Source organism: Amycolatopsis sp. Poz14 (genome assembly GCF_006704225.1).
In the GTDB taxonomy this organism is placed as follows: Bacteria; Actinomycetota; Actinomycetes; order Mycobacteriales; family Pseudonocardiaceae; genus Amycolatopsis; species Amycolatopsis nivea.
The window spans coordinates 3,656,756-3,681,440 of record NZ_JACLHD010000001.1 but is presented as its reverse complement, the minus strand read 5'-3'; the positions used below and the strand labels follow the sequence as shown (position 1 = coordinate 3,681,440).

Sequence of the window (24,685 nt, the reverse complement as noted above, 5' to 3'; positions counted from 1 at the left end):
GCAGGCAACCCACATGCCGGTGCCATTCCCCAACGCGTTGCCAGCCCCGCCGCCGATGCCAGCTGTGGCGCCACCGCCTCGGGCCGTGGCGGCACCAACCGCGAGGTCCGTGTCCAGCGCTCCAGGGCAGCTTCTTCTCCCGCCAAATCCGGCCCCGCCGTGAACCGCACGCGCAAGACCGGCATCGACCTGTTCACACCAGGCACCGTTCTTCACTCGCGCGGGCCTGTCCCTCCTGGCGGAGCCATTCCTCCGCGCAGTCAGGGCACGTCGGATCGAACCAGTGGCCGCCGAGCTGTGGCACGTCGCTGCGGGCGACCGTGACTTCGGCTCCGCACAATGCGGTGAACGTTTCCCCGGGTCGCGGCGCGAACGGCCCGTCCAGTGCGTGCCGTTTTCCTTCCGCCTGCTGCCATCTGAACACCGGACTCCTCCCCTTGTGGTGCTTGGAGTCCCATTTCCGATGTCGCCGCCGCGTAACGCAAGCCCCCGTTCCGGGTGATCATCGGGACCGGGATTTCCCCTTAGCCACAAGGGCTTTCCGCGCACGCCGGGGAGCGAGCGCGGGTTACCGCCGGGTTAGGTGTCACCAGATGGTGACACCCCCGGGGAGAGCGGACGCCGCCGCGAGCGTTACGGCGCCCGTGCTGCTTCAGCGATGCGAGGCGCGGCAGCAGTCACGGGCGCCGCGAGGGGGAAGGCGGCGAGCGTCCGCGCGGGCATCACCTCGCTTTCCGGAGTGCGGTCGCCGCTATGACTGCTGTCGCCAAGCGCATACGCAACCCCCGCGCGCGGGTTGTCACACGACCGTGGCGCGAATTGCCAGGATGCGGGCACGATCACGACACGATGGGGGTCGATCAGGACCCCGGGAGCCGCGTCTGGGCCAGGGCCGTAGCGCAAGACGTCACAGCAGCGAAGTCTGATCGGCACGCCGAAAGCGGCCGCGTGGTCATGCAGCGTCGATACCCCAGCCGGATCAAGCCACGGTGGTGCGGCTGATCAGCACGTCGAGACCCGGGCCGCTCAGATCGTCCGCCGCCGCGCGACGGCCTGCCAGCGCGAGCAGCAAAGCCTCCGCCGGGCCGCGGACTTCGATGCCCGTCCCGGAGGTCCAGTCCAAATCCGTCGCGACTGCGCGCAGACCGGTCAGCCGCCGCGACACCCCGATCGGCGGAGCGCGCAGCGACAGGTCCAGCGCCCGGCGCAACCGCGCCGCCGGGATCGTCCTCGGCTGCCCGAGCGGGCGGCGGATGTCCTGTTGATGGATCAAACCGTCGAGAAACCCGATCATCCCGCCAAATTTTCCCAGGAGCCGTCCCGGCTGCGGGTGTCGACGCATGACGCCGATCAACTCCTCCGGCGCGCGCACCCGGTATTCGGCGAGGCCGATTTCGTTGGCTCGGCTCAGCGACAGCCTCGCGCGGGCGAGCCGCTGCGCCAGCTGGCGTCCGCTCAGTTCGTCGTAGCTCACGACGTGCGCGACGACCGAGCGAACGTTCCAGCCCGCGCACAGTGTCGGCTGGTCCCATTGCTCTGGCGTGAGCGTCTCGAGGAAGTCCGCGAAGTCGGCGCGTTCCTCGCGAGCCAGGGTCCGTACGTCCATGCCCTCCCCCATCTGCGACGGACACTCACCGTAGCAGCGCACCCGTCGCGTTCGCCGGGTTGATCAAGGTGGCGAACCCCAAAGTGGACCTCGGGCCACATTCATCCGATCGGGTCGAATATGTGCGGACAGATAACACCTGGAATAGTCCGGCAGATCGCGAAAACCCGTTCCGCAAACACCACGAACGGCGGCTTCGGCGAAGAATTTCCCGCCCCGGGTTAGCGCGATCGGCGACGGGCATGCAAAGATGTCATCACCGCAGGCAGGAGGGGTTAAAAGGGTGGAATATTCCATACCCGGGACGCCCGCCGCGGCCGCCGGAACCAGTTCCCCTCGGGGGCGGGCTGGGAACTGTGTTCCGGCACTTTTCCGGCGGAGAAGAAAGGAAGCACAATGACCGTTCCTGGCGCGGAAAATGCAGGCCAGGCATGCCGTCGGACAGAAAAACCGGACATCCGCGGCGACAGACCGTATGCCGTCGCCGTGAGTCAACGCCCCGGCCGGGTGACCGTGACGTTTCACGAACCGGGCATGCCCCAGCCAGCCCCGGTCGTACCGTCGCCGCGGCCGACTACGAGACCGGCCTACCCGTCGTGGAAGACCGCGCGGACGGCGGTCGAACTGGCCGCGCAGCGGGACGGCGGGACTCAGCCGTGGCAGCTGATCGCGCTCCTGCTGGTGCTGCTCGCCGGGGCGACCGCGATCGTCTTCGCGACTGCTGGCGTCCTGGCCGGTCTGGCTACCGCGAGCGTGGTTGCCCTCGTCCACGTCGCCGGCGCCGTGCTGCACAAGCGGCACACCGCGAACCGGGGCACCTGACCACCCTCGAAGCGGACGCCGGCGGCGGCTCAGGGCCGCCCGCGTTCTGCGCTCCCGGTGCCCGGTCGGGCAGGGCCGGGCACCGGGAGACGAGGTTGCCGTTCCAGGGCCGCGCCGGGTGCTGGCGACGGGTGACGGCTTGGCAGCCGAGATCGCTGCCGCTTCGGGATTACGCGAGTTCGGCTCGCACGGGCACGCCCGCTCGGCGCGGCTTCGCCTGGCTCGACGGTTGCCCGCCCCACGCTCTCGATCGCCCGCCTGGCTTGGGCCGATCCCTCGACACTGAGCGGCCAACATTGCCTCTTCGGCCTTCGGCTCCCGCACGCCCGGGCCGCAGAGTCCGACCCACGAGTCCGGTCCAGCAGGCCGCCCCAAGGCAACCGTGCGAAGTGGCGCAAACAGGACTCCGCCGAACAGCTCAGCCCCTCAACCGCCCCCAACCTGTCATCAACCGCAGACACCCAACCCCCTCCACCCCGCAAAAAACCACGAAAAAAGCACCCCAACCCCACCTCAACAACGAAATCCACAACACCAACCCGAAATTGCACGTGCGAAAGCACCACCCAATGCACGAGAAGTGTCCATTCAGGTGAAATCCCCGCCGCACAGCGCGCCATTGATCCACCGGGCCACTACCCTCAGGAATATTCCGAACACATTCCGTACTTCGCGGAATATTCCATTCACTCATCGAAAACGAGAAAACGAGGGGTTGCAGTGGACGCCTACGACCCGCACGAGCACGAGCAGCACCCGACCCACGCCCCGGCAGCTGGGCCGGCGGCGCGCTTCCCGGACCACGCCTGGCGGAAACCCGCTGCTTGCGGGCCTAATTCCGGCAACTGCGTCGAAGTGAACCTGGCCGAGCACGGGCTGGTCGGGGTGCGGGACAGCAAGATCGGCGACTCTCCCGTCCTGGTCTTCGACCGGGGCGAGTGGGCGCGGTTCGTCGAGGCCGTGCGACGCGGGGAATTCGACGGCTGACCAGGCACGACAACGCAGCTCTGCCGAAAACGCCGGGAACCTTGCGAAAAAGGCGCCGACCCGGAGTATTGCCCGCCGGGTCGGCGCATTATCATCGGAGGTTCTCACATCGGCCCCTGGACGAAATGACGGAGCCCCTGGTGACCACCCCGATCCGGCAGCCGCCGCCGTCTCTGCGGACCCAGCGTTCCCGGCTGGGGTCCCGGATCCTCAAGTGGCGCACCGCTCGCGGGCTGACCCAGGTCGACCTCGCCGACGGGATCGGCTGCAAGCAGCCCAAGATCCAGAAGATCGAGTCCGGCAAGGCGGGCACCCGGCCCGACGACCTCGAGCGGATCATCGAGGTGCTGGCCGTCCCGCCCGCCGAGGCCGATCAGCTGCGGGAGCTCAACCAGGCCAACGATCCGTCCGCGCGCCGCGCCGAGCGGAGGATGATCACGCCGCAGTGGTTCCGCGAGATCCTCGAACGCGAGCAGGCGGCGGCGGAAATCCTCAGCTGGACCGGGAATCGCATCCCGGGACTGCTCCAATCGGAGTATTACATGCTCGCCCAGTTCCAGGCCAGCCGCCAGGAGCGGGTCACCGACCGGGTCGCCGAACGCAAGGCGCGGCAACGGCTTTTCGACGCCTGCCCTGCTCCGCGGGCGGTCTTCATGCTGGAGTACAGCTGCATCGAGAAACTCGTCTACGGCACCAGGGCCAGCATCGCCACCGATCAGCTCGAGCACATGATCCGGATCGTCGAGACGCATCCCTTCGCCGAGGTCCGGATCCTCCCGCGCGACGCGGCCGCCTACCCGGACGAGGACTTCACCATCCTCCGCTTCGGCCATCCCGACCTGCCCGATTTCGCTTACCAGGAAAGCAAAGTCAAGCTCATCACCGTGCCGCAGGGGCAGGACGAGTTCGCCTCCTACGAGGAGTCGTGGGAAGCGCAGCTCGCCGCCACCCTGTCGCGCGAGAGGTCCCTGCAGTACCTGAAGGAATGGGCGAGCCGCTGCGCGACGCCCGTCCGCTGACCCGCAGTCCCGAACGAAAGGAACAGCCACCGGTGGCCGACGAACCCTTCCCGCCTCCCGGGGTCGACCTCGACCACCCGAGCGTCGCGCGGGTGTACGACTACTACCTCGGCGGCACCACGAACTGGACGATCGACCGGGACTTCGCCGACGAGGTGATCCGCGAGTTCCCGCTGATCCGCCCCATCGCGAAGGCCAACCGGCTGTTCCTGCACCGGCTCGTGCGCCACCTCGTCAAAAAGGGCGTGCGGCAGTTCGTCGACATCGGCTCCGGCGTGCCGACCATGGGCCACGCGCACCAGGTCGCCGACGAACTCGCGCCGGGCGAGAGCCACGTCTGCTACGTCGACTATGAACCGGTCGCGGTCGCGCATTCGGAAACCCTGCTCCGCGAGTCGGGCGACCTCGACCGGCACGCGGTGATCCACGCCGACATGCGCGACCCGGAACGGCTGTGGGAGCAGATCGCGGCGACCGGCGTGATCGACGTCGAGAAACCGCTCGCGCTGCTGCTGATCGCGGTGCTGCACGTCCAGCAGCCGCCCGCCGAGGACAGCGGCGGCACCGAGGACCTCGGGCCGTCCATCGTCGCGCGGTACCGCGATCTGCTCGCCCCCGGCTCGTTCCTCGGCATCTCGCACATCACCGACCAGGGCGTTCCCCCCGACGTGGACGCCGGGCTGGTCGAGCTGAAGCAGCTGTACGACCGGTCGAGCAGCCCGGTGATCTGGCGTTCGCGCGAGGAGATCCAGGCGCTGTTCGGGTCGTTCGAGATGCTCGAACCGGGGCTCACCTGGACGCCGTCGTGGCATCCGGAGGAGTCCGGCGAGGGCGCGCCGCAGGTGGAGTTCGAGACGCCGGCGCATTCGGTGATCCTGGCCGGAGCGGCGCGCAAGCCGTAATTCGCTCGCTTCGGGCGGACGCCGCTGCGACCATCGACGCATGCGCACGAGCACTGTGGCGGACCGGATCCGCGAAGCCACCGTCTTGCTCGGGGACGGGCCGGACCGCCACCGCTTCCCCGACCCGACGGGGTGGTGGCGTGCGCCCGGACTGCTGCGCGAACTGGGTCCGGCGCTCGCCGCGCTGTTCGCCGACGAGCAGCCGAATGTCGTGCTGGGCCCCGAATCCCGCGGGTGCCTGCTCGGTCCGCTGGTCGCGGTGGAATTCGGCGCGGGCTTCGTCGAGGTGCGCAAGAACCGGTACCCGACCTGCGATTCCGACCGGTGGTTCCAGCGCACCTCGCCGCCGGATTACCAGGACCGGCACCTGCGGCTCGGCTTCCGCCGCAGTCTGCTCCAAGCGGGCGACCGTGCGCTGTTCGTGGACGACTGGATCGACACCGGCGGCCAAGCCTTCGCCGCACAAGCCCTGGTCGCCGACGCCGGGGCGACGTGGATCGGCGTCGCCGTGGTCGTCGACGGGCTGCGTCGCCACGAGCCCCGCCGGCAACTCCGCGTGCGCTCCCTCCTGCACTCGCGCGACTTCTGATCACCGGAACGCGTCGACGCTGCGGCTCGCCCAGGAAGCGAACGAGGTCGCCGGACGGCCGAGCACCTTCTCGACATCGGGGCTACTGCGGAGCTCCTCCGGAAGCGGCTGGCCCAGGATGTCGAGCGTGCCGTCGGCGACCGGTTCCGGCATCTGCTGCACCATCTGCTCGCGTGCCTGCGCACGGTCAAGTTCGACGAATTCCAGCGGCTCGCCGAGGGCCGCGCCGAGGATCTCCGCGCGCTGTCGCGGGCTCGTCGCCTCCGGTCCAGTAAGGACATAAGTCTGTCCGGCATGACCGCCTCCGGTCAGCGCGGCCGCGGCGACTTCGGCGATGTCGAGCGGGTCCACGGCTGGGAGCGCGACGTCGCCGAACGGCGAGAAAACCTTGCGCTGGGCCCGAATCGTCGGGATCCACGCGAAAGTGTTGGTGGTGAACCCGCCGGGGCGAAGGACTGTCCACTCCAGACCGGAAGACCGCACCGCCTCTTCCAACGCGGCGAGCGGCGCGTGCGAAACCGCTTCCGGCCGGGTTCCCGCGGCCTGCGACGACTGCAGGACGACCCGCGAGACGCCAGCGTCGGCCGCCGCCCGCAGGACAGCTTCCCCGTCGACGTGCGCGCCCGCGCCGGAGACCAGCAGAAACAGCGCGTCCGCGCCCTTCAGCGCAGGGGCCAGGCTGCCGGCGTCCGCCAGGTCCGCGACCATCGGGGTCACGCCGGGCCGCGACGGCGGCGGGGACGTCACGCCGCGGGAAACGGCGGTCACGGCGTGCCCGGCTTCGGTCAGGGACTCGACCAGCAGGCGGCCGACGTTGCCCGTGGCGCCGGTGACGACGATCATGACTTGCTCCTCAGCTAGGGGTCGAAAGCGACACAGCGAGGCTAAAAGCCGCCGTACAGTAGGTTCCCCAGGGAAAGTATTGGAGCCGCATGACCACCACCGCGCAGACCGGGGCCGATCCGCTCGCCGCGTGCCGGATCAGCCCTGCCGTCGACCTGCTGTTCAGCCGGTGGACGACCCCGATCCTGTGGACGCTCAGCCAATCCGGTCCGGTGCGGTTCGGCGAACTGGAACGGCGGCTCGGCGCGACCGGGAAGGTCCTCACGCAACGGCTTCGGCAGCTCGAGCGCGACGGCTTGGTGGAGCGGCACTACTACGCCGAGGTGCCGCCGCGCGTCGAGTACGAGATCACCGAACTCGGCCGGAGCCTGTCGCCGGTTTTCGCCGCGCTCGCCGAATGGACCGACGAGCATCTGCCCGCCGTCGAGAAGGCCCGCGACGCCTACACCGGCCCGCTTCCGCGTTAACCGGCGAACTGCTCGTTCCCCAGCACGCCGAGCAGCTGGATCTTCTCGAACGCCTCGCTGCGCGGCGGCGCGGTCAGCACGAGCAACGCCTGCGACTGGTCCTCGGTGAACAGCACCTGGCAGTCCACCTCGATCTCGCCGAGCTGCGGATGCACGAGCACCTTGTGGTCCTCGAACCGTTTCGCCACTTGGTGTTCTTCCCAGATTCGCGCGAACTCCGGGCTCTCGCGGGTCAACGCGCGCACCAGTTCGCCCGCTCGCGAGCGCGGCCCCATCGACCCGTGCACGACCCGCAGGTTCGCCACCAGCGCGCGGCTTTGCCGGTCCCGGTCGTGCGCCGGATAGACGAGCCGCTCGTCCGGGTCGGTGAACCACCGGTAGATCTCGCTGCGCGCCAGACCCGTGTACTGCGAGCGGTCCCCGTACAACGCCTCCGCGAACCGGTTCTGCACCAGCACTTCGCCGAGGTTCGACAGGATGAGCGCGGGCGTGTCCGACAGCCGGTCGAGGACCCGCATCAGCGCGGGCGCGACGTGCGTGGCCGCGACGATCGGCGATGGTGCGTTGCGGCCCGCGAGGTGGAACAGGTAGTCGCGCTCGTCGTCGGTGAGCCGCAACGCCCTCGCCAGCGAGGCCAGCATCTGCTCGCTCGGCTGCGGTCCACGTTGCTGCTCCAGCCGCGTGTAGTAGTCGGTGGACATCGCCGCCAGCGCCGCGACCTCCTCCCGCCGCAGTCCCGCCGCCCGCCGCCGCGCGCCCGCGGGCAGCCCGACGTCCTCGGGCCGCAATCCCTCGCGACGGCTGCGGAGGAAGGCAGCCAGCTCAGCTCGATCCATGGGTCCAGTATCGGCTCGGTCCGGCGCCTCAGCCAGGGACCGCCGATCCCCCGATATGCGCTCTCTGCCGCCGCGACGCCGGCCGGCCGAAACTCAGTGGCATGAACATCACCGGAAACACCGTCTTCATCCCCGGCTCGACCAGCGGCATCGGCCTCGCTCTCGCCCTCGAACTGCGGGCGAAGGGCAACACCGTCATCGTCGGCGGGCGGCGCACCGAACTGCTCGCGCAGATCGCCGCCGAACACCCCGGTCTCGACACCGTCCAGATCGACACCACCGATCCGGCGAGCATCGAAGCCGCGGCCAAGGAGGTGCTCGCGAAGCATCCGGACCTCAACGTGCTCGTGCCGATGGCAGGCATCATGCGCGTCGAGGACTGGCACCACCCGGAGTCCTTTGTGGACAGCGCGGAAGCCACCGTGACCACCAACGTCCTCGGCCCGATCCGGCTCATCGCCGCGTTCGTCGAGCACCTGCAAACGCGTCCGGACGCCACCATCCTGACCGTTTCGTCCGGCCTCGCCTTCGCGCCGCTGAAGGCCACGCCGAGCTACAACGCGTCGAAGGCCGCGATCCACATGCTCAGCGAATCGCTGCGGCTGCAACTGGCCGACACCTCGGTGAAGGTCGTCGAGTTGGAGCCGCCGTCCGTGCGCACCGCGCTCCTGCCCGGCCAGGAGGAAAGCGAGTTCGCGATGCCGCTGGACGCCTTCGTCGCCGAGGTCATGACGCTGCTCGAAACGCAGCCGGACGCGACCGAGATCCAGGTCGAGAACGTCAAATTCCTCCGGCACGGCGAGGCCCGCGGCGACTACCACCAGGTGGTGGCGATGCTCAACGCCGCGGACCCGCACGGGAAGTGATTCACAGGTACAGCACGGCGGTGAGCACCATGCCGCCGAGCGCGACCACCCAGGTGTAGGGCAGCGTCGAGGCCATCGCCCGCTCCGGGCGCACGCCGGAGTACTGCGCGGCCCACACCGTCTGGGTGCTGGTCGGGTCGGACACGCCGAACACCTGGTTGTACGACGCCATCAGCCCGACCACGGCGGGCAGCGGGTAGATGCCGCCGGTCACCAGCACGCCCGCGACGCCCGCGCCGAGGCCGAACACGTTGAGCGGCCCGCGGAACAGGCACAGCGGCACGAGAAGCACGAAGACCACCACGAACCAGACGGCGCCGGACGGGCTGATCGCCGACACGATCGGCGTCAGCGCGTTCTTGGCGCCGGGAAGTTTCACCGCCGCGAGCAGCATCCCGATCGCGACGAACAGCGCGATCGGCGGGGCGGCGACGTCGAACGCCTTGTACAGCGAACGCAGCGCGCGGCCATTGAGCTCGCCCCATTTCGTGGTGGCGACCAGCCCGTACAGCACTCCGGCCAGCAACGACGGTACGATCGGCACCGCGAACCCGAGCGCCAGCACGATCGGCAGCAACGGCGTGAGCAGCGCGTACCAGGGCGCGTCGCCGCGCCGGACGCGTGCCTTGGGCCGGTCGAGTTTCACCGCCCACGCGTGCCGCGCGCCGCGGCGAGTCTGGACAAGGACGTAGACGATGCCGACTATCAGCGCCATCGGGAACAGTTTGATCATGATGGACTTGACGTCGGCGACCGGCGCGCCCAGCGCGTCGGAGAGGAACTGCCACACCGGGAGTTCCAGCGGCGAGCCCGCGGAAATGCCCATCAGGACGGTGCCGCCCGCGGCGACCGGGCGCACGCCGACCGCGATCATCGCCGGGATGCCGACCACCCCGGCGAGCATCGCGGCGGGGGCCGAGCCGGTGATGCTGCCGCACAGGATCGACACCGCGAACACGCCGAGCGCCACCACAGACGGCCGTTCGCCGCCGAATTCGACGATCTTGCGCACCAGTGTCCCGGCGATGCCGGTTTCGTCCATCAGCGTGCCGAGCCACGAGCCGAGCAGCACGGCGATCATCGTGGACGCCAATGCCGCGGCGCCCGTTTGCAGGACGCCGGCGAGGATGCTGTTCTTCCCCTCGGCCAGCGGCGCGCCGGCGAGCAGCGAGATGCCGATCGCGAGGAACACCAGTGCGAACGCCGTCGGCAGCACCCGGGTGAGCATCAGCACCACCCCGACCGCCATCAGGACCAGAATCGCGATACCCATGGTCAGTTCCCTCCCGCGAGTGCGGTGGTGAGCAGCAGCGGGCTGACGCTCAAGCCGCTGCGGCGGTGGGCGAAGCGGTGTGCGGCGATCTCTTCGGCCCCGGCGACGTGGCCGCGCACGCGGAACGGGCCGAGCCGGAGCGCGGTGTGGCCGAGCCGGCGGTTCAGCTCGCGGACGTCGAGGCAGTGGTGGGCCGTCTCGTGGGCGACGGCAGCCTTTCGCAACGCTTCGCGGGAAACTTGATACCCGTGCTCGGCGGCGAGTTTTGCCAGTCGGGTCAAGGAATCCGTGTACACCGTGACGGTGCCTCCGTGGTGTTCGGCGACCAGGATCTCGTCGCGGCGAACCCCTCCCTCGCGCTCGACGACGTGCACGTCTTCGTCGGTTCCGGCGGCCAGTTCGTCGCCGTAGGCGAGGGCGATCGCCGCCCATTCGCGGAGCTGTTCCTCGCTGCGGTTCTCGTGGGTGGGCGTCGCGCGCAGCAGGTCGACGGCCAGGTCCAGATCGGTGTTCACCGGCGGTCCTCCAGGATCAGGACGACCGGCTCGTCCGCCGCGCGGGTTTTGACCTCGGCTCCGGCCAGCGCGACCAGCTGGTCCCGGTCGAGCACGCCGGACAGGTCCGCGATCTTCGGCCCGACCAGCAACCACACCGCAGGCGCCTGGGAGCCGCCGTCGCCGTAACGGGTGTGCTGGTCGGCCAACGTCGCCAGGCGCGCTTGCGCGGAGCCGGCGTCCGTGTGCTCGATGACCGAGCCGGTGCCGTGCAACCGGATCACCCCCTCGCCGTCGACCACGCGCACCTGCTCGACGGGCCGGGCGAACCGCCCGAGGAATCCCGCACGCCGCGCTTTCGCGCCGAAGACGCGGTGCTGCACGGTGCCATCCAGTTCCCGCACCTCGCCCGGCTGGACCCCGATGCTGCGCGCGACCTCGGCCCTGATCGCTGTTTCGTCCACAGTGGAGGCTCGATCCTTGGTGCGCAGTTCGGTTGCCCCGGTGGCGACCGCACGCACCAGGTTGCGCTGCGGGTCCACCGTCACGTCCACTTCGACGCCCGCGGGATCCGCGCCTTGGGCCACGACGGCGGATTCCGCTTCGGTGCGCACGGCGAGAATGTCCGCATTGGACGGACTCGGCACGATCCGTTCCACCGATTCCCGCACCAGCGCGAGCGCCGCACCGAGCGGGCTGATCACTTCGGCGTGCGCGGCGATCCGCCAGTCGTGGGAGGATTGCGCGCCGAGGAACGGCGTGACTGCCGCCGCTCCGCCACCGCCGCCGACGAGCGTCGGCCGGTTCAGCCGGTATTCGGCGACCAGTCCGTCCACGACCGTCCGGACCGGTTTGACCGCCTGCTCCAGCACCGTCCGCGCGGCCTCGTCGACCGTCACCCCCAGCGCCGCGGCCAGCGGTTCCATCGCCAACCGTGCCGATTCGCGCTCGGCGCGCGCATAGGCGTCATCCGGGACCACGCCGAGCGCGTTGGCCGCGCAAGTGAGCGTCAGCGCGCAGCGACGACCGCCGGACAGCTCCAGTGCGACGTAATCCGACGGGTCGTCCGGCCTCGGCGACACCGTGGCCAGCTTCGCCCCCGCCAACGCGGAAGCCGGCTCGAAACACGCGTACGGCAGCCCCGCGATGTGCGCGCTGCGGGGCCCGACCTCGGTCACCGCACGCCCGGAGAACCGGATCAGCGAGCCGCCGCCGATGCCGACCGTCCGCACATCGAGCGCGGGCAGGTACGTCTCGTGCCCGCCGAGATGTGCGTGCCGCACCTGGACGCGACCACGCCGGATCACGCTGATGTCCGTGGAAGTCCCGCCTGTTTCCAGGAAAACGCCCTCGCTGAGCTTCTCCCCCATCAACGCGCCGGCCACGCCGGCGGCCGGCCCGGACAACGCCGTCAGCAACGGACGGCGACGCATCTCCGGCAGCGACATCACCCCGCCGTCACCTCGCACGACCATCAGCGGCGCAGTGATCCCGGCACGCTGCACACTGGCCTCGACCACGTCCGCGGTGGACACCATCCGCGGCATGATCCCGGCGTTCAGCACCGCCGTCCGGGCTCGTTTGGTCAGCCCGTACAGCCCGGTGATCTCATGCGTCGCCGTCGCGAGGACTCCGCGTTCCCTCGCCGCGGCGGTCACCGCCCGCTCGCCCTCGGGATCGTCCACACTGAACGGTTCGACGGCGACGATCACCTCGGCACCCTGTTTGACCAGGTCGTCGACCGCGTCCCCGGCCACCCCGAGGTCGGCGACCGGCGCGAACCGCACCGGCATCCGCCGCCCGGGAGCCAATTCCATTTTGCCGAGCGCACTGAGCCGCCGGGTGGCGAACGCGTCGAAACCGGTGCCCACGCCGGCGATGCCGACGGTGGCGACGTCGCCTTCCAGCAACGCGTTCGTCGCCTGGGTGGTGCCGTGCGCGAGGAACGACACGTCCTCCACGCCGACCTCCGCCCGCAGTTTCTCCAGGGCTTCGAGAATGCCGTGGGCGACGCCGTCTTCGTGGTCGTGGCTGGTCGGCACTTTCACCTGGCCGAGCAGTTCGAACGTCCGCGCGTCGACGGCGACGGCGTCGGTGAACGTGCCGCCGACGTCGATGCCGACGCGCACGGGACCGGGATGGAACGCCATTGTCCGCACCTCCTGAGGGAAATCGTGATCAGTAGCCGCGGACGTCGGGCCAGCGCCGTTCGACCCCGGCGCGGTCCAGCACGCGGGCGAACTCGTCGAACCGGTCCTCCCGGATTTGGTGCGGCTGCAGCCCTTCGCGCAGCGCGAACCCGGCGAGATGGCCGGCGACCTCGCCGACGTTCCACTCCACCGGATGCAACCGGTGACAGCCGTTGGTGATGTGCGTGGTGCCGATGTTCTTGCCCGCGGGCAACAGGTTGCGCATCCGTTGCGGCAGCAGTGCGCCCAACGGCAGTTCGAAGGGGACGCTCGGCACGTCGAGGTAACTGTCCCCGGCGGTCGACGGGTGAAGGTCGATCCGGTAACTGCCGACCCCGACCGAATCCTCGCGCCGCTTGCGGCCGGTCGGGCCGAGGATGTCGAGCGACACGTCCTGTTCGACGACTGTGGTGACCGCCCGGATCCGCCTCGCTTCGCGCACGTACGCGGACTTCGCCAGCCCGTCATCGGTGCCGACCACATCCGGGCGCAGCTTCAGGCCGGGGAAACCGGTGCCGCCGTCCAGCCGTGGTGCCTCGGTCTGGAGCCAATACAGCACCGACAGCGAAAGCTGTTTCGCCTCGTAGTGCGCGCGGGCCACGTCCGCGGCGGTCGTGACCCCGTCGATCTCCAGCGCGGGCCGCAGCCAGTAGTCGTTGAGCGGCCAGTTGACCAGGGTGAGGTCGGAATCGAACGCACCCGGCTGGTGCAGCTTCCTGGCGAGGATCCGCCGGAACCCCCACAGTTCCTTGTCCCCGGCGTCGGCGCTCTGGTCGGCGCTCACCGCGAGCGGATCCGTCTCCGGGTTCGGGTCGAAGGTCCGCGGCACCGGCTCCAGCGACCGGGGATCCGGGGCGAGGAACCCGAGCAGCGGGCCCGGCCAGAAGTCCGGCTGGTATTCGCTCCAGACGCCGTACAGTTCCGGCCGGTCGATCGTGTGGTCCTCGCCCGCGTGATGGGACAGCGCGAAGCAGTAGGTGATGCCCTGGAGGTTGCCCGGGTCGGCCTGCTCCGGCGCGTGCGGTTCGCCGTGCTCGGACTGCGCTTCGGCCCCGATCGCGAACTCGGTTCCGGTGAGGGGCAAGAGGTCGCCGTTTTCGGTGGCGTCCAATGTGTACTCGGCGCGAACCGTCGTGCGGTTCCCGTCCGGCCCTTCGAAGGTGACCGCCTCGACACGGTCGCCAGTGACGTCCGCCGCGACCGGCCGGTGTCGCAAAAGGACAGTCAGCCGGCCGGACGAGCGATGCGGGGCCAGCATCGATTCCAGCACCGCGAGCGCGACGCGCGGCTCGTGGCACAGCTTGCTGACCCGGCCCGCCCCGGGGTTCAGATCGGTGAGCGCGGCCGCTTCGGCCCGCAACGGGTAATGCCGCCGGTAATAGTCGCGCACCCCTTCGCGGAACCGGCGATACGTCGCGGTGCCGCCGAACTGTTCGATCCAGGGATTCTCGTCCGGGGGCACCGCCTGCGCGGTGAACTGGCCGCCGAGCCAGTCGGTCTCCTCGGTCAGCACGACGCGGTGTCCTGCCGACGCAGCGGCCAGCGCGGCGGCGACGCCGCCCACCCCGCCGCCCGCGACGAGGATCTCCGTGCCGAGTTCAGCCATTGCTCTGTCCTAACCGGATCGTGGTGCGCCGACGTCCTCGCCGACCACCGGTGGGCACCACAGCAGCTGCTGCCGCGTGGTCGTCTTCTCGGTGACGAGGTCCACGAGCAGGCGCACGGCCAACCGGCCCATCTCCCGCATCGGGACCTCGAATCCGCTCGTCCCCGCCGGCCCGCCGAGCACCGCGAGGGACAGGTCGTCCGGAGTGGACAGTCCGGCCTGGTCGATCGCGGCCCGCACCGCACGGTGTGCGGCACCGGTGTCGGTTCCTTCCACGACCACCGCCGTGACGCCTTCGTCGAGCCATTCCCGGATCGGAATCGGCTTTCCGTTGAGCCGGACGATCTTCGTGTCCGGAGCCGCGCGCAGCACGCCGAGCTGACGGTCTTCAGAGGACGGTGCCTCGTCCGCCTCCCGGACGTACCGGATTTCCCGGTGGCCGAGGCCGATCAGCCGCTCCAGCACTTGCGCCGAAGCGGTGACGTAATCCGCGCCGATGTACGGGATCTGTCCGTCCAGCTCCGGCCGGCGTCCGATGTAGACCAACGGGAACCCGGACGCCATCAGCCGCGAAACCGGTCCCTCCGGAACGTGCCTGCCGAAAAACAAGCAGCCGTCGGCCATCCGTGTGCGGCGGATCGCCTCCTCCTGCCGCGCGTGCGGCCCGCTCGTGCCGGTGAACAGGATCAGATCCTGGCCCAGCGCCGCGGCTTCCTCCTCGACGCCGGAGAGAATCGGGTGGTACGCGTCGGCCTCGTCGGTCGGGAACGCCGTGCGGAAGGTGTACAGCCCGAGCAGATTCGCCCGCGCCGACGCGAGCCGGGTGGCCGCCGGGTTCGGCACGTAGCCCAGTTCCTCAGCCACCCGCAGCACCCGGCTGCGGGTCGACTCGGCCATCCGCACGGTCCGGTTTCCCGCCAGCACGACCGAAACCGTCGCCTGGGACACCCCGGCGATGCGGGCGATGTCGGCTTGGCGCGGCATGCGGTTGCGGCCGGGCACGGGTCACCTCCGAGGAGCGCTAATGCGGATTAGGCGAGGATCTGCGCCGGGCCCGGCACCGTCAAGGCTTCCGGGATGTTTCTGTCCTGTTTTGCCGGAGCGAGGGACTAATACGTATTAGCACCTTGACAGCGCCTCAGCGGCGCCCGAAGAGTCGCTCCCGGTAACCGCCGATGAAAGGGAGCGTCCGCATGACCGAACTTTCCCGCCGCACCGCCCTGCGCGGCGCAGCCGGAGCGAGCTTCGCACTGGCCGCGCTGCCCCTGCTCGGCACCGGAACCGCGAGCGCCGCGCCCGCCGGATTCCCGGAGTACCGGTTCGTGCGCACCGCGTTCGACAAAAGCAAACTGCAGTACCCGCCGGCGAGGCGCGAGGTGATCTTCCCGTGCATCCGCGGCGTCTACGACAAACTCGCCAACCCGCTCGGCCGCTATTACCTCTACTACGCCCCGCACGACGCGCCGGGCGGCATCTGTCTGTCCTATGCGGACAGTCTCGAAGAGCCGTTCGTCGAATACCCGCACAACCCGATCGTCAAGAACGTCTGGAAGCCGCACTACGACGTGTCGCACGTGTCGTCGCCGTTCGTCCTGTGGCACGAGCAGACCCGCGAGCTGTGGCTGTATTTCCACGGCGAGAACACCACGACTCGCCTCGCGCGGTCAAAGGACGGGATCCACTTCACCTACGACAAAACGGTGCTGTCGACGTCGATGCTGCCCAAGGGCACCACCGAAACCTCCTACGCCAAGGTGTTCGAGCACGACCTGCCTTCGCGCGGCGCGAAGTACGTGATGGTGTTCATGATCAACACCACCGCCAACCACCGCAGCATCGGATGGGGCTGGTCGGCCGACGCTCGCGACTGGACGTTCTCGCAGACGCCGCTGATCCGTCCCGAAGAAGTCGGCGCGAGCAACATCGGCGCGCCGACCGTGGTGCGGCGCAACAATTCCACCTACGTCGTGTACCACGAGAACATCGAGGCCGGCGGGAACATGCTGATCACCGAGGTCGGCAACGACTTCGGCAAACGCGAGCACCTCGGCGTCTTCCACGCTCCGCTCGCGGGCGCGCCGGACAACGGCCGGTGCGCCGCCGCGTCGTTCGGCACGATGAACGGCAAGGAGTACATGTTCTACGAGGCGGGCGAACGGCTCAAGGGCGCGATCGCCATCGCCCGCGCGGTCTAGGCCAGATACGTCGGCCTCCCCGCCACGACCGTCGCGGACACCGGCATTTCCCGCAGTTCCTTGGTGGACAGTCCACTCGGGTCGGCCGCCGTCAGGACCAGATCAGCCACGTCGCCGACCTGGACGCCGCGGCGGCCGCCCGAGGATGCGGCCAGTGCGTCGGCGAGCGGGATGGCCTGTTCAGGATGCCACGGCGGCCGCTCGTCGTCGGTCCGGCCGACCGCGGCCGCGATCCCGTCCCACGGATCGAGCGGCGCGACCGGCGCGTCCGAGCCGAGTTCCAGCCGGGCGCCGGATTCCAGCAGGGCGCGGTAGGCGTACGCGCGATCGGTGCGGCCGTGCCAATGCCGGTCGGCGACGTCGCGGTCGTCGGGCTGGTGCGCGGGCTGCACACTCGCGACCAGCCCGAGCGCGGCGAACCTCGGCACGTCCTCGGGCCGCAGCAACTGCGCGTGCTCGATCCGGCCCGGGCAGCCGACCTCGGCGAACGCGTCCAGCGCGATGGTGTTGGCGTGATCGCCGATCGCGTGCACCGCCGGGGTCAGCCCGTGCTCGTGCGCGCGGCGCATCAACGGCACCAACTCCTCCGGCGGCAGCTCCAGCAGCCCGTTCTCGCCGGATCCCGGGTACGAATCGTGGCAGTAAGCGGTGCGGGTGTTGAGCGAACCGTCGACGAACAGCTTGAACGGGCCGACCGTGAGCAGTCCTTCGCCCGCGTCGAGCACGTCCCCGGTCCGGTGTCCTCTTTGGATGGTCTCGTCCAGCAAATACCTTGCGATCACACAGGAAACCCTCGTCGCTGGCTTTGCCGTGGCCGCCCGTCGGGTCCAATCCGTGACCGTGTCCGCGTATTCGTAGTCGACCACCGACGTCACGCCCCGCTTCGCGGCGGCAGCCAGCGCGTCGGCAACCCAAGCGTCCTGGACCTCGACCGGCGCGGACGGCAGCGCGGCCGTGGCGCTCATGCAGTCGTTCTCCAGCAGGACGCCGGTCGGGTGCTCACGGCCGATCAGCTTCAACGCGGCCGGGCTGAGCCACAACGTATGCAGATCCGCGCTGAACAACGCCACCGCGCGGCCCGGAAGCGCACGCTGCAGCAGATCCTTGTGCGGCCGGTCCGGCCAGAGCCCGTCCCGAAACCCGACTCCGACGACAAGCTCCCCCGCCGGAGCGTCGAGCAGCTTCTCCATCAGCAATTCGACCGCACCCACCGCGGATCGCGCACCGTCCAGCGGGATGCGCCTGCGGAATCCGGCCCACTGCACGAGGTGCGCGTGCGCGTCGACGAGCCCGGGCAGAAGCGTGCCGCCGTGCCCGTCGAGCACGCGGGCGGCGAACCCGGTCCCAGCGCCCGGTTCCTCGACAGCCGACACGACACCGTCGCGCACCCGAACATCGGCCAGCGGCCCTTGCAACCCGACCCGGACGCGGCGGAGGAGAAGATCGTCCATGCGCCCAGCCTGCCAGCAGGCCCCGTTCGGGTGAAGCGGGAATTCTGATGCTGGGGCGGGCGTTGAAACGGGTACACGCAATGCATGGCAGCCGTCGCCCGCCGAAGGGTCAGGGCCGGTCAGGAGCGCCGCCTTCACAAGCCGCGCAGGGTTCGACTCCCTCGGTTGCCGCTTTGTTCCGCTGGACCGCACGGGTCGGGCGGAGTTGCCTTGGTTCGCGGTGGCCGTTGCACAGCTGATCCCCTCGCAGGCTGGGCTTTGAGCGCCGACATCGGCCGCCCGGCCTGACCTGACGCAACGGAAGCTTCGGCACCTCCGCACGGAGCGCGACCAGCTGACCCTGCTTCGCGCAGGATCTCGCATTCCGCCCGGCCAGCTGCCTCGCCCGCCCCGCAGCCGACACCCCGTCGGACTCCGACCGTGAGCCGCGCCCCGTCCTCGCCGCGACCGAAACACTTAGCTCTTGCGCTAACCATCCCCGCCCGCAATACTTAGCCTCATGGCTCAGTATTCGACCACGCTCGACGGGGTCTTCTCCGCCCTCGCCGATCCGACCCGGCGGGCTGTCGTGCGGCGGCTCGGGGTGGGGCCGGCGAGTGTCGGGGAGCTCGCGGGCGACGCGCCGATGACGTTGCCGTCCTTCATGAAGCACGTGCGGATGCTCGAGTCGCACGGGCTGATCCGCACCGAGAAGTCCGGGCGGGTGCGGACGTGCGTCCTCAACCGCGAGCGGTTCGCGCTCGTCGAGGACTGGCTCGCCGAGCAGCGGCGCGTCTGGGCCGGGCGCACCGACCGGCTCGAGCAGTTCGTCACCAGCCAGGAGGACCAGCCGTGAACCCCGACCTCGATCTTTCCCTCGACCGCGTCATCCGCGCGCCCCGCAAACGCGTCTGGGACGCCTGGACCGACCCGGCCAGTCTCGCCCAGTGGTGGATTCCCGCCCCGCTGCGGTGCCGCGTCGAGGAACTGGACGTGCGCGCTGGGGGTGCGTTCGTCACGCGGATGAGCGAGGACGGTGACACTTTCGTCCCGCATCTCGACGCCTGTTTCCTCGTGGTCGAGGACTACGAGCGGCTTGTTTTCACGAATGCCCTCGACAGCGCGTGGCGGCCGGCGAACCCGCAACCGGTCGCGATGACGGCGGAGATCGTCCTCCGGGATCATCCGGACGGGACGGATTACCGCGTCGTCGTCCGGCACGGGGATCCGGCGGCCAGGGAACGGCACGCCGATCTCGGGTTCGCGGACGGCTGGGGCACGGTCACGGCTCAGCTCGCCCGGGTCGCGGAGGGCGGGGCCTGATGCAAATCTCCCTCACCGCGTTCGTCACGCTCGACGGCGTCAGCCAAGGGCCCGGATCGTCCACAGAGGACACCAGCGGCGAGTTCTCCCGCGGCGGCTGGTTCGTTCCGCATCTCGACCAGGCGTTCGTCCAGCGGGCGTCGGAGTGGCTGGATTTGGCGGACGGACTGTTGTTCGGCCGCCGCACGTACACGTCGTTCGCTCGGGATTGGCCCGCGGTCACGGATCCGGACGATCCGTTCGCCGAGCGGATGAACTCCCTGCCGAAGTACGTCGTGTCGAACACGCTCGAAACCGGCGATTGGGCCCCGACCACCGTGTTGCGCGGCGATCCGGCGACCGCGGTGCGCGAGCTCAAGGCGCAGTCGGGCCGGGAGCTGCAGATTCACGGCAGCGCCCGGCTCGGCAACAGCCTGTTGTCCGCGGGAGTCGTGGACAAGGTCCGGTTGGTCATGACGCCGACGGTGCTCGGGGCGGGACGGCTGCAGTTCCCGCATCCGGTGTCGGCGACCGGGTTGCGGCTCGTCCGGCACGAAGCCACGCCCAGCGGGTTGGTGCTGCTGGAGTACGACGTCACCGGAGCGGCCGCGCTCGACGACTACGACGGAGTCACGAATCTCGCCTCATGAAAGGTGCGCGGCGGAGACCATCGCGCGGTAGACGTCGGTGTTGTCCAGCGTCCCGTCGAGGCGGTCCGAACCGGGGCCGGTCGCGGTGACCGGGGTCGGCACGCCGCTGTGGTCGCCGCTCGTCCAGTCGACGGTCAGCGAAAGTTTGGTGCCGGGAACGGGAAACGGGCCGTCCTCGTTGCCTTCGGGCGCGCCGTCGGTGTTCTCGATGGCCAGTCCGCCGGTCTCGTGGTCGCCGCCGATGATCACCAGGGTGTCCGGATGCGAGCGGGTGAAGCGCAGCACCTCGGCGACAGCCGCGTCGAGCGCCCGGCCCGCGTCGAGGACGCCGTGGGCGTTGTTTTCGTGGGACATTCCGTCGATGCCTTCTTCTTCCAGGAACAGGAAGAAGCCGCGCGGGTTGGCGGAAAGCGTGTCGAGCGCCTTCTTCGCCATCACCGGCAACGCGACCTTCGGCTGGTACGCGCCCTTGCCGTCCGGGCCGTAGTCGACCATGTCCTCGTTCGCGAACAGGCCGAGCAGCCGCGGCGCGCGAGTCGCGGCGAGTTCGCTGGCGTTCCGCACGTAGGTGTAGCCGGAGCGCTTCGCTTGCTCGATCAGGTTTCCGTGCGTGCTGCGGCTTTCCTCGCCCGGCTTGTCCGGCCACGCGCCGGGATCGCCCTTCGGCAGCCACCAGTCTTCGCCGCCGCCGAGGAGGACTTCCGGACGGCTTTCGGTGATGTACTGCTTCGCGATGTCGCTCTGCAGATCCCGCGACGGCACGTGCGACGCGAACGCGGCCGGCGACGCGCCGGTGACCTGCGCGGTGGTGACCAGGCCGGTCGACTTCCCGGCGCGTTTCGCCTGCTCGAGCACAGTCAGCAGACGGCGGCCCTGCGCGTCCTGGCCGACCGCGCCGTTGCGGGTCTTGTGCCCGGTGGCGAGCGCGGTCGCCGCCGCGGCCGAGTCGGTGACGAGTTCTTCCGGGTCGTCGGGGTCGGTGTGCACCATGCCGGTGACCGGGAGCCGGTTCATGACCAGGTCGCCCTTGCGGCCGGTCGTCGCGAGCCGGACGAACTCCCGCTGCGCCGCGCCCATGCCGTCGCCCTGGATGTAGACGATGTTGCGCGCTTTCGGATGCCAGCCAGGGGAATCCGCGGCGGGGCCGTCCCCCGCCATCGCGACCGCGGGCACCGCTCCGGCCACCGCGAGCACGGCCGCGGTGAGCACCATCGTCTTGCGCATCCGGATCCTCCTTTAGTTAGGAAGCTTTCCTAACATATTTCCGGGAGCGCCGCGAGAGGGTCACCTGAATGGACGTGTCCGCCGACGGTGAACAGCACCCCGCCTGACCCCGGCGCTCATTACGGTGGGTTCTCATGGAGACCGTCACGACGCGCACCGTCGAATACCCGGCCGACGGCCTCACCATGGTCGGGCGTCTCGCGCTCCCCGCGGGCACCGGCCCTCGGCCCGCGGTCCTGATCGGGCCGGAAGGCACCGGTCTCAACGACTTTCAGCGCGCACGGGCCGACGCGCTGGCCGAACTCGGTTACGTGGCCCTCGCGTTCGACATCCACGGCGGACGCTGGTTCACCGATCCCGACGAGATGCTGGCGCGCTGCCTGCCGCTGCTCGACGACCCGGACCGGATGCGCGACATCGGCCGCGCGGCGCTCGACGTGCTGCTCGCCGAACCGCGGACCGACCCGGACCGGATCGCCGGGATCGGCTACGGCACCGGCGGCGCGATCGTGCTGGAACTCGGCCGCGCGGGCGTCGGTCTGCGCGCGATCGGCACGATCAACGGCCTGGTCACCGGCCGTCCGGGCGAGGCAGCGAACATCCGCTGCCCGGTGTGGGCGGGCGTCGGCTCGGAGGACCCGATCATGCCTGCCGCGCAACGGGACGCGTTCGCCGCCGAGATGCAGGCGGCGGGCGTCGACTGGCGGCTCACCGTCTACGGCGGCGCCCAGCACGCGTTCCACCACCCGCCGATCGGCCCGGAGCAGCGGCTCCTCCCCGGCGTCGGCTATCACCCGGTGCAGGCCGAGCGAGCCTGGCGCGACGTCGTGACCCTGCTTGCCGACAACCTCGGCTAACGGGCGAGGAACGGCCCCGGGTCAGCCAAAACGCCGTGGATGGTGCGGCCCGCCGCACCCAGCGTCGCGGCGGAATCGCCGAGTGCGGACGGGCTCAGCACCGGCACCGAACCGCGGAGGCCGGTCAACCGCGTCCGCAGCACGGCCTCCGCAGCGGGAGCCAGCCAGGGAAACAGCGGCCCGAATACGCCGCCGAGCACCACGCGGTCCACATCCACGAGATTGACCGCCGACGCCAGCGCCAGACCTAGAGCCTCCCCCGCTGCCGAAACAGCTGACAACGCCGCGTCGTCACCCGCGGCCAAGGCGGCGGCGAGCGCGTCCACTGTGGACACTCCGGCCGCGGCGAGCATTGCTTCCTGCCCGGCGTAGGTCTCCAGACAGCCCGCCGCACCGCAGCGACAGGACGGGCCGGACGGGGAAACCAGCACGTGCCCCAATTCACCGCCGGTGCCGCGGAACAACCGCGAGTCCACGACCAGTCCCGCGCCGATGCCGATCTCGCCGGACACGTAAAGGAAATCCGCCGCCCCGGCACCGAACCACAGCTCGCCGAGAGCACCGAGATTCGCCTCGTTGTCCACCGAAACCGGGACCGGCAGCTCCAGCTCGACCGGAACGTTGCGCCAGCCGAGGTTCGGCGCGCTCAGCACCACGCCGTCCCGCACCGGGCCGGACACCGCGAGCACCGCACCGGCGACCGTCAAGCCCAGCTCGCGCGCTTCGGCCAACTCCGCGGAAGCCAGTTCCCGCACCGCCTTCAGCACAGTTTCCGCCGGCACGCCGCGGTTGTCCCGCTCGATGCGAACCGACCGGCGGGCCGTGCCGGTCAAGTCCAGAACGCACGCGGCGAGATAGTCCACATTGGCCTCGAGCCCCAGCGAAGCCATCCGCGCGCCGCTCAGCGAAACCTCGACCCCGGGCCGGCCGCGCTCCCCCGCGCGCACGGCGGCGGTCTCGGACAGGAAGCCCGCGTCCAGCAGCGAGCCGACCAAAGTGGACACCGTCGACTTGGTCAGCCCGGTCAGCTCCGCCAGCGCGGCGCGGGTCAGCGGGCCGCCGCGGCTGATCTCGCCGAGCACCAGTTCGAGGTTCCGCGCCCGCATCGCGTCGTGCCGGACCGGTTCCATGCAGACCTCCGCTCTTGACGGCCGGGACGACCGTAGCGCAGTATTTAGTCTACAACGTGAACTAAATGAAGGGACGGGCATGGCCGACTACGCCCCCGCACCGGAGGACAAATTTTCGTTCGGACTGTGGACCGTCGGCTGGCCCGCGGCCGACCCGTTCGGCGTCGCCACGCGCCCGCCGCTCGACCCGGTCGAGAGCGTGCACCGGCTGGCCGAACTGGGCGCGTACGGCGTCACCTTCCACGACGACGACCTCCTCGCCACCGAACCGGACCGTGACACGGCGATCGCCAAGTTCAAGCGCGCGCTCGAGGAAACCGGCCTGCGCGTGCCGATGGCGACGACGAACCTGTTCAGCCACCCGGTCTTCAAGGACGGCGGCCTGACCAGCAACGACCGCGACATCCGGCGGTACGCGCTGACCAAGGTCCGGCGCAATCTCGACCTCGCCGCCGAACTCGGCGCGCAGACCTACGTGCTGTGGGGCGGCCGCGAAGGCGCGGAATCCGATGCGGCGAAAGACGTCCGCGCCGCACTCGCCCGGTACAAGGAGGGGCTCGACGTCCTCGCCGACTACGCCGTGTCGCAGGGCTACGACCTGCGGTTCGCGCTGGAGCCGAAGCCGAACGAGCCGCGCGGCGACATCCTCCTGCCGACGATCGGCCACGCGCTCGGGTTCATCTCGCAGCTGGAGCGGCCCGAGCTGTTCGGGCTGAACCCGGAGGTCGGCCACGAGCAGATGGCCGGGCTGAACTTCGTGCACGGCATCGCGCAGGCGCTGTGGCAGGGCAAGCTGTTCCACCTCGACCTCAACGGCCAGCACGGCCCGAAGTACGACCAGGACCTGATCTTCGGGCACGGCGATCTCGCCAGCGCGTTCTTCCTCGTCGACCTCCTGGAGCACGGCGGCTACGACGGCCCGCGGCACTTCGACTACAAACCGCTGCGCACCGAGGATCCCGAGGACGTCTGGGTTTCCGCGGCGGCGAACATGCGCACTTACCTGATCCTGCGCGAGAAAGCCCGTGCCTTCCGCGCCGATCCGGAGGTCGCCGAAGCGCTCGCCGCGTCGCGGGTGCCGGAGCTGGCGACGCCGACGCTGTCCGAGGGCGAAACCCTGGACGATCTGGCCGCCGACGAGTTCGACGTCGAAGCGGCCGGCCGCCGCGGCTACCACTTCACCCGGCTCAACCAGCTGGCATTGGAGCACCTGCTGGGCGTCCGGTAAATCAGGCGACGCGGGCGGCGGCGGTGTTTTACCGTTGCGGGCAACACGTTGACGGAGACGAGTAGCGCAGGGCGCCGCGAGGGACAGAGAGCTGCCGCCGGTGAGAAGGCAGCGTCGCGGCCCTGCGCGAAGACACTCCTGAGTGCGGGGAGGAAATGCCCCGCCGGCCC

At 70.0% G+C, this 24,685-nt stretch carries 25 protein-coding genes; 13 read left to right on the top strand and 12 right to left on the bottom strand.

All coding sequences use genetic code 11. The annotated features are described in order from the left end of the window. Positions 1–193 precede the first annotated feature (193 nt). Together FKO37_RS17715 and FKO37_RS17710 are read right to left on the bottom strand one after the other, a co-directional pair. Positions 194–424, bottom strand: a complete 231-nt coding sequence (locus FKO37_RS17715) for a zinc finger protein (protein WP_134729662.1) — start codon at positions 422–424, stop codon at positions 194–196. Positions 425–979: 555 nt separating this feature from the next. After that, positions 980–1,606 carry a maleylpyruvate isomerase family mycothiol-dependent enzyme gene (locus FKO37_RS17710; protein WP_167754165.1) on the bottom strand — a complete coding sequence of 209 codons (627 nt, stop codon included), beginning with the start codon at positions 1,604–1,606 and terminating at the stop codon, positions 980–982. A 534-nt stretch (positions 1,607–2,140) separates the two neighbouring features. Between FKO37_RS17710 and FKO37_RS17705 the strand changes: the two genes are divergently transcribed. The 5 genes from FKO37_RS17705 (at position 2,141) to FKO37_RS17685 (ending at position 5,925) form a co-directional block, all read left to right on the top strand. Beyond that, a complete protein-coding gene (locus tag FKO37_RS17705) occupies positions 2,141–2,428 on the top strand; it encodes a hypothetical protein (RefSeq protein WP_238605125.1) in 288 nt (95 codons plus the stop codon). A 720-nt stretch (positions 2,429–3,148) separates the two neighbouring features. Next, positions 3,149–3,415, top strand: a complete 267-nt coding sequence (locus FKO37_RS46920) for a DUF397 domain-containing protein (RefSeq protein ID WP_043828224.1) — start codon at positions 3,149–3,151, stop codon at positions 3,413–3,415. 140 nt (positions 3,416–3,555) lie between these two features. Further along, a complete protein-coding gene (locus FKO37_RS17695; protein ID WP_238605123.1) occupies positions 3,556–4,434 on the top strand; it encodes a helix-turn-helix transcriptional regulator in 879 nt (292 codons plus the stop codon). Between the two features lie 32 nt (positions 4,435–4,466). Then, the gene (locus FKO37_RS17690; protein ID WP_134729660.1) at positions 4,467–5,336 is read left to right on the top strand and encodes an SAM-dependent methyltransferase; all 870 of its coding nucleotides are present in this window, start codon (positions 4,467–4,469) and stop codon (positions 5,334–5,336) included. Positions 5,337–5,376: 40 nt separating this feature from the next. Further along, on the top strand, positions 5,377–5,925 hold the full coding sequence (locus FKO37_RS17685) for a phosphoribosyltransferase family protein (RefSeq protein WP_037813891.1): 549 nt from the start codon (positions 5,377–5,379) through the stop codon (positions 5,923–5,925). Here the strand turns inward: FKO37_RS17685 and FKO37_RS17680 are convergent, their stop codons facing one another. After that, positions 5,926–6,768: an NAD(P)H-binding protein gene (locus FKO37_RS17680; protein WP_037813894.1), complete on the bottom strand. Its 843-nt coding sequence runs from the start codon at positions 6,766–6,768 to the stop codon at positions 5,926–5,928. Positions 6,769–6,857: 89 nt separating this feature from the next. Here FKO37_RS17680 and FKO37_RS17675 point away from each other — a divergent pair, with 89 nt between their 5' ends. Continuing rightward, positions 6,858–7,235: a helix-turn-helix domain-containing protein gene (locus FKO37_RS17675; protein ID WP_037813896.1), complete on the top strand. Its 378-nt coding sequence runs from the start codon at positions 6,858–6,860 to the stop codon at positions 7,233–7,235. Here FKO37_RS17675 and FKO37_RS17670 read toward each other — a convergent pair. Beyond that, positions 7,232–8,071: a helix-turn-helix transcriptional regulator gene (locus tag FKO37_RS17670; RefSeq protein WP_238605121.1), complete on the bottom strand. Its 840-nt coding sequence runs from the start codon at positions 8,069–8,071 to the stop codon at positions 7,232–7,234. The genes FKO37_RS17675 and FKO37_RS17670 overlap by 4 nt on opposite strands. Before the next feature lie 101 nt (positions 8,072–8,172). Between FKO37_RS17670 and FKO37_RS17665 the strand changes: the two genes are divergently transcribed. Continuing rightward, entirely contained in the window at positions 8,173–8,937 is a 765-nt protein-coding gene (locus FKO37_RS17665) for an SDR family oxidoreductase (protein WP_037813898.1), read from the top strand. 1 nt (position 8,938) lies between these two features. Here FKO37_RS17665 and FKO37_RS17660 read toward each other — a convergent pair whose 3' ends face one another. The 5 genes from FKO37_RS17660 to FKO37_RS17640 are packed head-to-tail and all read right to left on the bottom strand — an operon-like array spanning position 8,939 to position 15,501. Next, complete coding sequence (locus FKO37_RS17660) at positions 8,939–10,210, bottom strand: transporter (protein ID WP_037813899.1); 1,272 nt, start codon at positions 10,208–10,210, stop codon at positions 8,939–8,941. Between the two features lie 2 nt (positions 10,211–10,212). After that, the gene (locus FKO37_RS17655; RefSeq protein WP_238605119.1) at positions 10,213–10,725 is read right to left on the bottom strand and encodes a hypothetical protein; all 513 of its coding nucleotides are present in this window, start codon (positions 10,723–10,725) and stop codon (positions 10,213–10,215) included. Next, positions 10,722–12,854, bottom strand: a complete 2,133-nt coding sequence (locus tag FKO37_RS17650) for a hydantoinase/oxoprolinase family protein (RefSeq protein ID WP_238605117.1) — start codon at positions 12,852–12,854, stop codon at positions 10,722–10,724. Before FKO37_RS17650 ends, FKO37_RS17655 begins: the two co-directional genes overlap by 4 nt. A 28-nt stretch (positions 12,855–12,882) precedes the next feature. Continuing rightward, complete coding sequence (locus FKO37_RS17645; RefSeq protein WP_238605116.1) at positions 12,883–14,499, bottom strand: FAD-dependent oxidoreductase; 1,617 nt, start codon at positions 14,497–14,499, stop codon at positions 12,883–12,885. A gap of 9 nt (positions 14,500–14,508) precedes the next feature. Beyond that, positions 14,509–15,501, bottom strand: a complete 993-nt coding sequence (locus FKO37_RS17640; RefSeq protein WP_238605115.1) for a LacI family DNA-binding transcriptional regulator — start codon at positions 15,499–15,501, stop codon at positions 14,509–14,511. Positions 15,502–15,692: 191 nt separating this feature from the next. Here FKO37_RS17640 and FKO37_RS17635 point away from each other — a divergent pair, with 191 nt between their 5' ends. Next, positions 15,693–16,694 (top strand): hypothetical protein, encoded by a 1,002-nt coding sequence (locus tag FKO37_RS17635; RefSeq protein WP_238605114.1) that lies wholly within the window; start codon positions 15,693–15,695, stop codon positions 16,692–16,694. On the opposite strand, the gene FKO37_RS17630 is transcribed toward FKO37_RS17635, so the two are convergent. Continuing rightward, entirely contained in the window at positions 16,691–18,145 is a 1,455-nt protein-coding gene (locus tag FKO37_RS17630; protein WP_238605112.1) for an amidohydrolase, read from the bottom strand. The two genes, FKO37_RS17635 and FKO37_RS17630, sit on opposite strands and share 4 nt — an antisense overlap. A gap of 499 nt (positions 18,146–18,644) precedes the next feature. Here FKO37_RS17630 and FKO37_RS17625 point away from each other — a divergent pair, with 499 nt between their 5' ends. From FKO37_RS17625 to FKO37_RS17615, 3 genes are read left to right on the top strand one after another with little or no spacing between them, the layout of a single operon-like run. Further along, entirely contained in the window at positions 18,645–18,980 is a 336-nt protein-coding gene (locus tag FKO37_RS17625; protein WP_134663085.1) for a helix-turn-helix transcriptional regulator, read from the top strand. Next, the gene (locus tag FKO37_RS17620) at positions 18,977–19,447 is read left to right on the top strand and encodes an SRPBCC domain-containing protein (RefSeq protein ID WP_238605110.1); all 471 of its coding nucleotides are present in this window, start codon (positions 18,977–18,979) and stop codon (positions 19,445–19,447) included. Before FKO37_RS17625 ends, FKO37_RS17620 begins: the two co-directional genes overlap by 4 nt. Then, positions 19,447–20,076 carry a dihydrofolate reductase family protein gene (locus FKO37_RS17615; protein WP_238605108.1) on the top strand — a complete coding sequence of 210 codons (630 nt, stop codon included), beginning with the start codon at positions 19,447–19,449 and terminating at the stop codon, positions 20,074–20,076. Before FKO37_RS17620 ends, FKO37_RS17615 begins: the two co-directional genes overlap by 1 nt. Here the strand turns inward: FKO37_RS17615 and FKO37_RS17610 are convergent. Further along, positions 20,071–21,300 carry an alkaline phosphatase gene (locus FKO37_RS17610; RefSeq protein WP_238605106.1) on the bottom strand — a complete coding sequence of 410 codons (1,230 nt, stop codon included), beginning with the start codon at positions 21,298–21,300 and terminating at the stop codon, positions 20,071–20,073. The two genes, FKO37_RS17615 and FKO37_RS17610, sit on opposite strands and share 6 nt — an antisense overlap. A gap of 134 nt (positions 21,301–21,434) precedes the next feature. Here FKO37_RS17610 and FKO37_RS17605 point away from each other — a divergent pair, with 134 nt between their 5' ends. After that, positions 21,435–22,157: a dienelactone hydrolase family protein gene (locus FKO37_RS17605; RefSeq protein ID WP_238605104.1), complete on the top strand. Its 723-nt coding sequence runs from the start codon at positions 21,435–21,437 to the stop codon at positions 22,155–22,157. On the opposite strand, the gene FKO37_RS17600 is transcribed toward FKO37_RS17605, so the two are convergent. Beyond that, on the bottom strand, positions 22,154–23,287 hold the full coding sequence (locus FKO37_RS17600; protein ID WP_238605102.1) for an ROK family transcriptional regulator: 1,134 nt from the start codon (positions 23,285–23,287) through the stop codon (positions 22,154–22,156). The two genes, FKO37_RS17605 and FKO37_RS17600, sit on opposite strands and share 4 nt — an antisense overlap. A 79-nt stretch (positions 23,288–23,366) precedes the next feature. On the opposite strand from FKO37_RS17600, the gene xylA reads away from it, so the two are divergent. Continuing rightward, complete coding sequence (gene xylA, locus FKO37_RS17595; RefSeq protein ID WP_134663091.1) at positions 23,367–24,515, top strand: xylose isomerase; 1,149 nt, start codon at positions 23,367–23,369, stop codon at positions 24,513–24,515. Positions 24,516–24,685: the final 170 nt, after the last annotated feature.

Coding starts and splice junctions, on each gene's coding strand:
- FKO37_RS17710 (WP_167754165.1), bottom strand. CDS start 1,606: ATGGACGTACGGACCCTGGCTCGCGAGGAACGCGCCGACTTCGCGGAC.
- FKO37_RS17705 (WP_238605125.1), top strand. CDS start 2,141: ATGCCCCAGCCAGCCCCGGTCGTACCGTCGCCGCGGCCGACTACGAGA.
- FKO37_RS17685 (WP_037813891.1), top strand. CDS start 5,377: ATGCGCACGAGCACTGTGGCGGACCGGATCCGCGAAGCCACCGTCTTG.
- FKO37_RS17680 (WP_037813894.1), bottom strand. CDS start 6,768: ATGATCGTCGTCACCGGCGCCACGGGCAACGTCGGCCGCCTGCTGGTC.
- FKO37_RS17675 (WP_037813896.1), top strand. CDS start 6,858: ATGACCACCACCGCGCAGACCGGGGCCGATCCGCTCGCCGCGTGCCGG.
- FKO37_RS17670 (WP_238605121.1), bottom strand. CDS start 8,071: ATGGATCGAGCTGAGCTGGCTGCCTTCCTCCGCAGCCGTCGCGAGGGA.
- FKO37_RS17665 (WP_037813898.1), top strand. CDS start 8,173: ATGAACATCACCGGAAACACCGTCTTCATCCCCGGCTCGACCAGCGGC.
- FKO37_RS17660 (WP_037813899.1), bottom strand. CDS start 10,210: ATGGGTATCGCGATTCTGGTCCTGATGGCGGTCGGGGTGGTGCTGATG.
- FKO37_RS17650 (WP_238605117.1), bottom strand. CDS start 12,854: ATGGCGTTCCATCCCGGTCCCGTGCGCGTCGGCATCGACGTCGGCGGC.
- FKO37_RS17645 (WP_238605116.1), bottom strand. CDS start 14,499: ATGGCTGAACTCGGCACGGAGATCCTCGTCGCGGGCGGCGGGGTGGGC.
- FKO37_RS17635 (WP_238605114.1), top strand. CDS start 15,693: ATGACCGAACTTTCCCGCCGCACCGCCCTGCGCGGCGCAGCCGGAGCG.
- FKO37_RS17630 (WP_238605112.1), bottom strand. CDS start 18,145: ATGGACGATCTTCTCCTCCGCCGCGTCCGGGTCGGGTTGCAAGGGCCG.
- FKO37_RS17625 (WP_134663085.1), top strand. CDS start 18,645: ATGGCTCAGTATTCGACCACGCTCGACGGGGTCTTCTCCGCCCTCGCC.
- FKO37_RS17615 (WP_238605108.1), top strand. CDS start 19,447: ATGCAAATCTCCCTCACCGCGTTCGTCACGCTCGACGGCGTCAGCCAA.
- FKO37_RS17610 (WP_238605106.1), bottom strand. CDS start 21,300: ATGCGCAAGACGATGGTGCTCACCGCGGCCGTGCTCGCGGTGGCCGGA.
- FKO37_RS17605 (WP_238605104.1), top strand. CDS start 21,435: ATGGAGACCGTCACGACGCGCACCGTCGAATACCCGGCCGACGGCCTC.
- FKO37_RS17600 (WP_238605102.1), bottom strand. CDS start 23,287: ATGGAACCGGTCCGGCACGACGCGATGCGGGCGCGGAACCTCGAACTG.
- xylA (WP_134663091.1), top strand. CDS start 23,367: ATGGCCGACTACGCCCCCGCACCGGAGGACAAATTTTCGTTCGGACTG.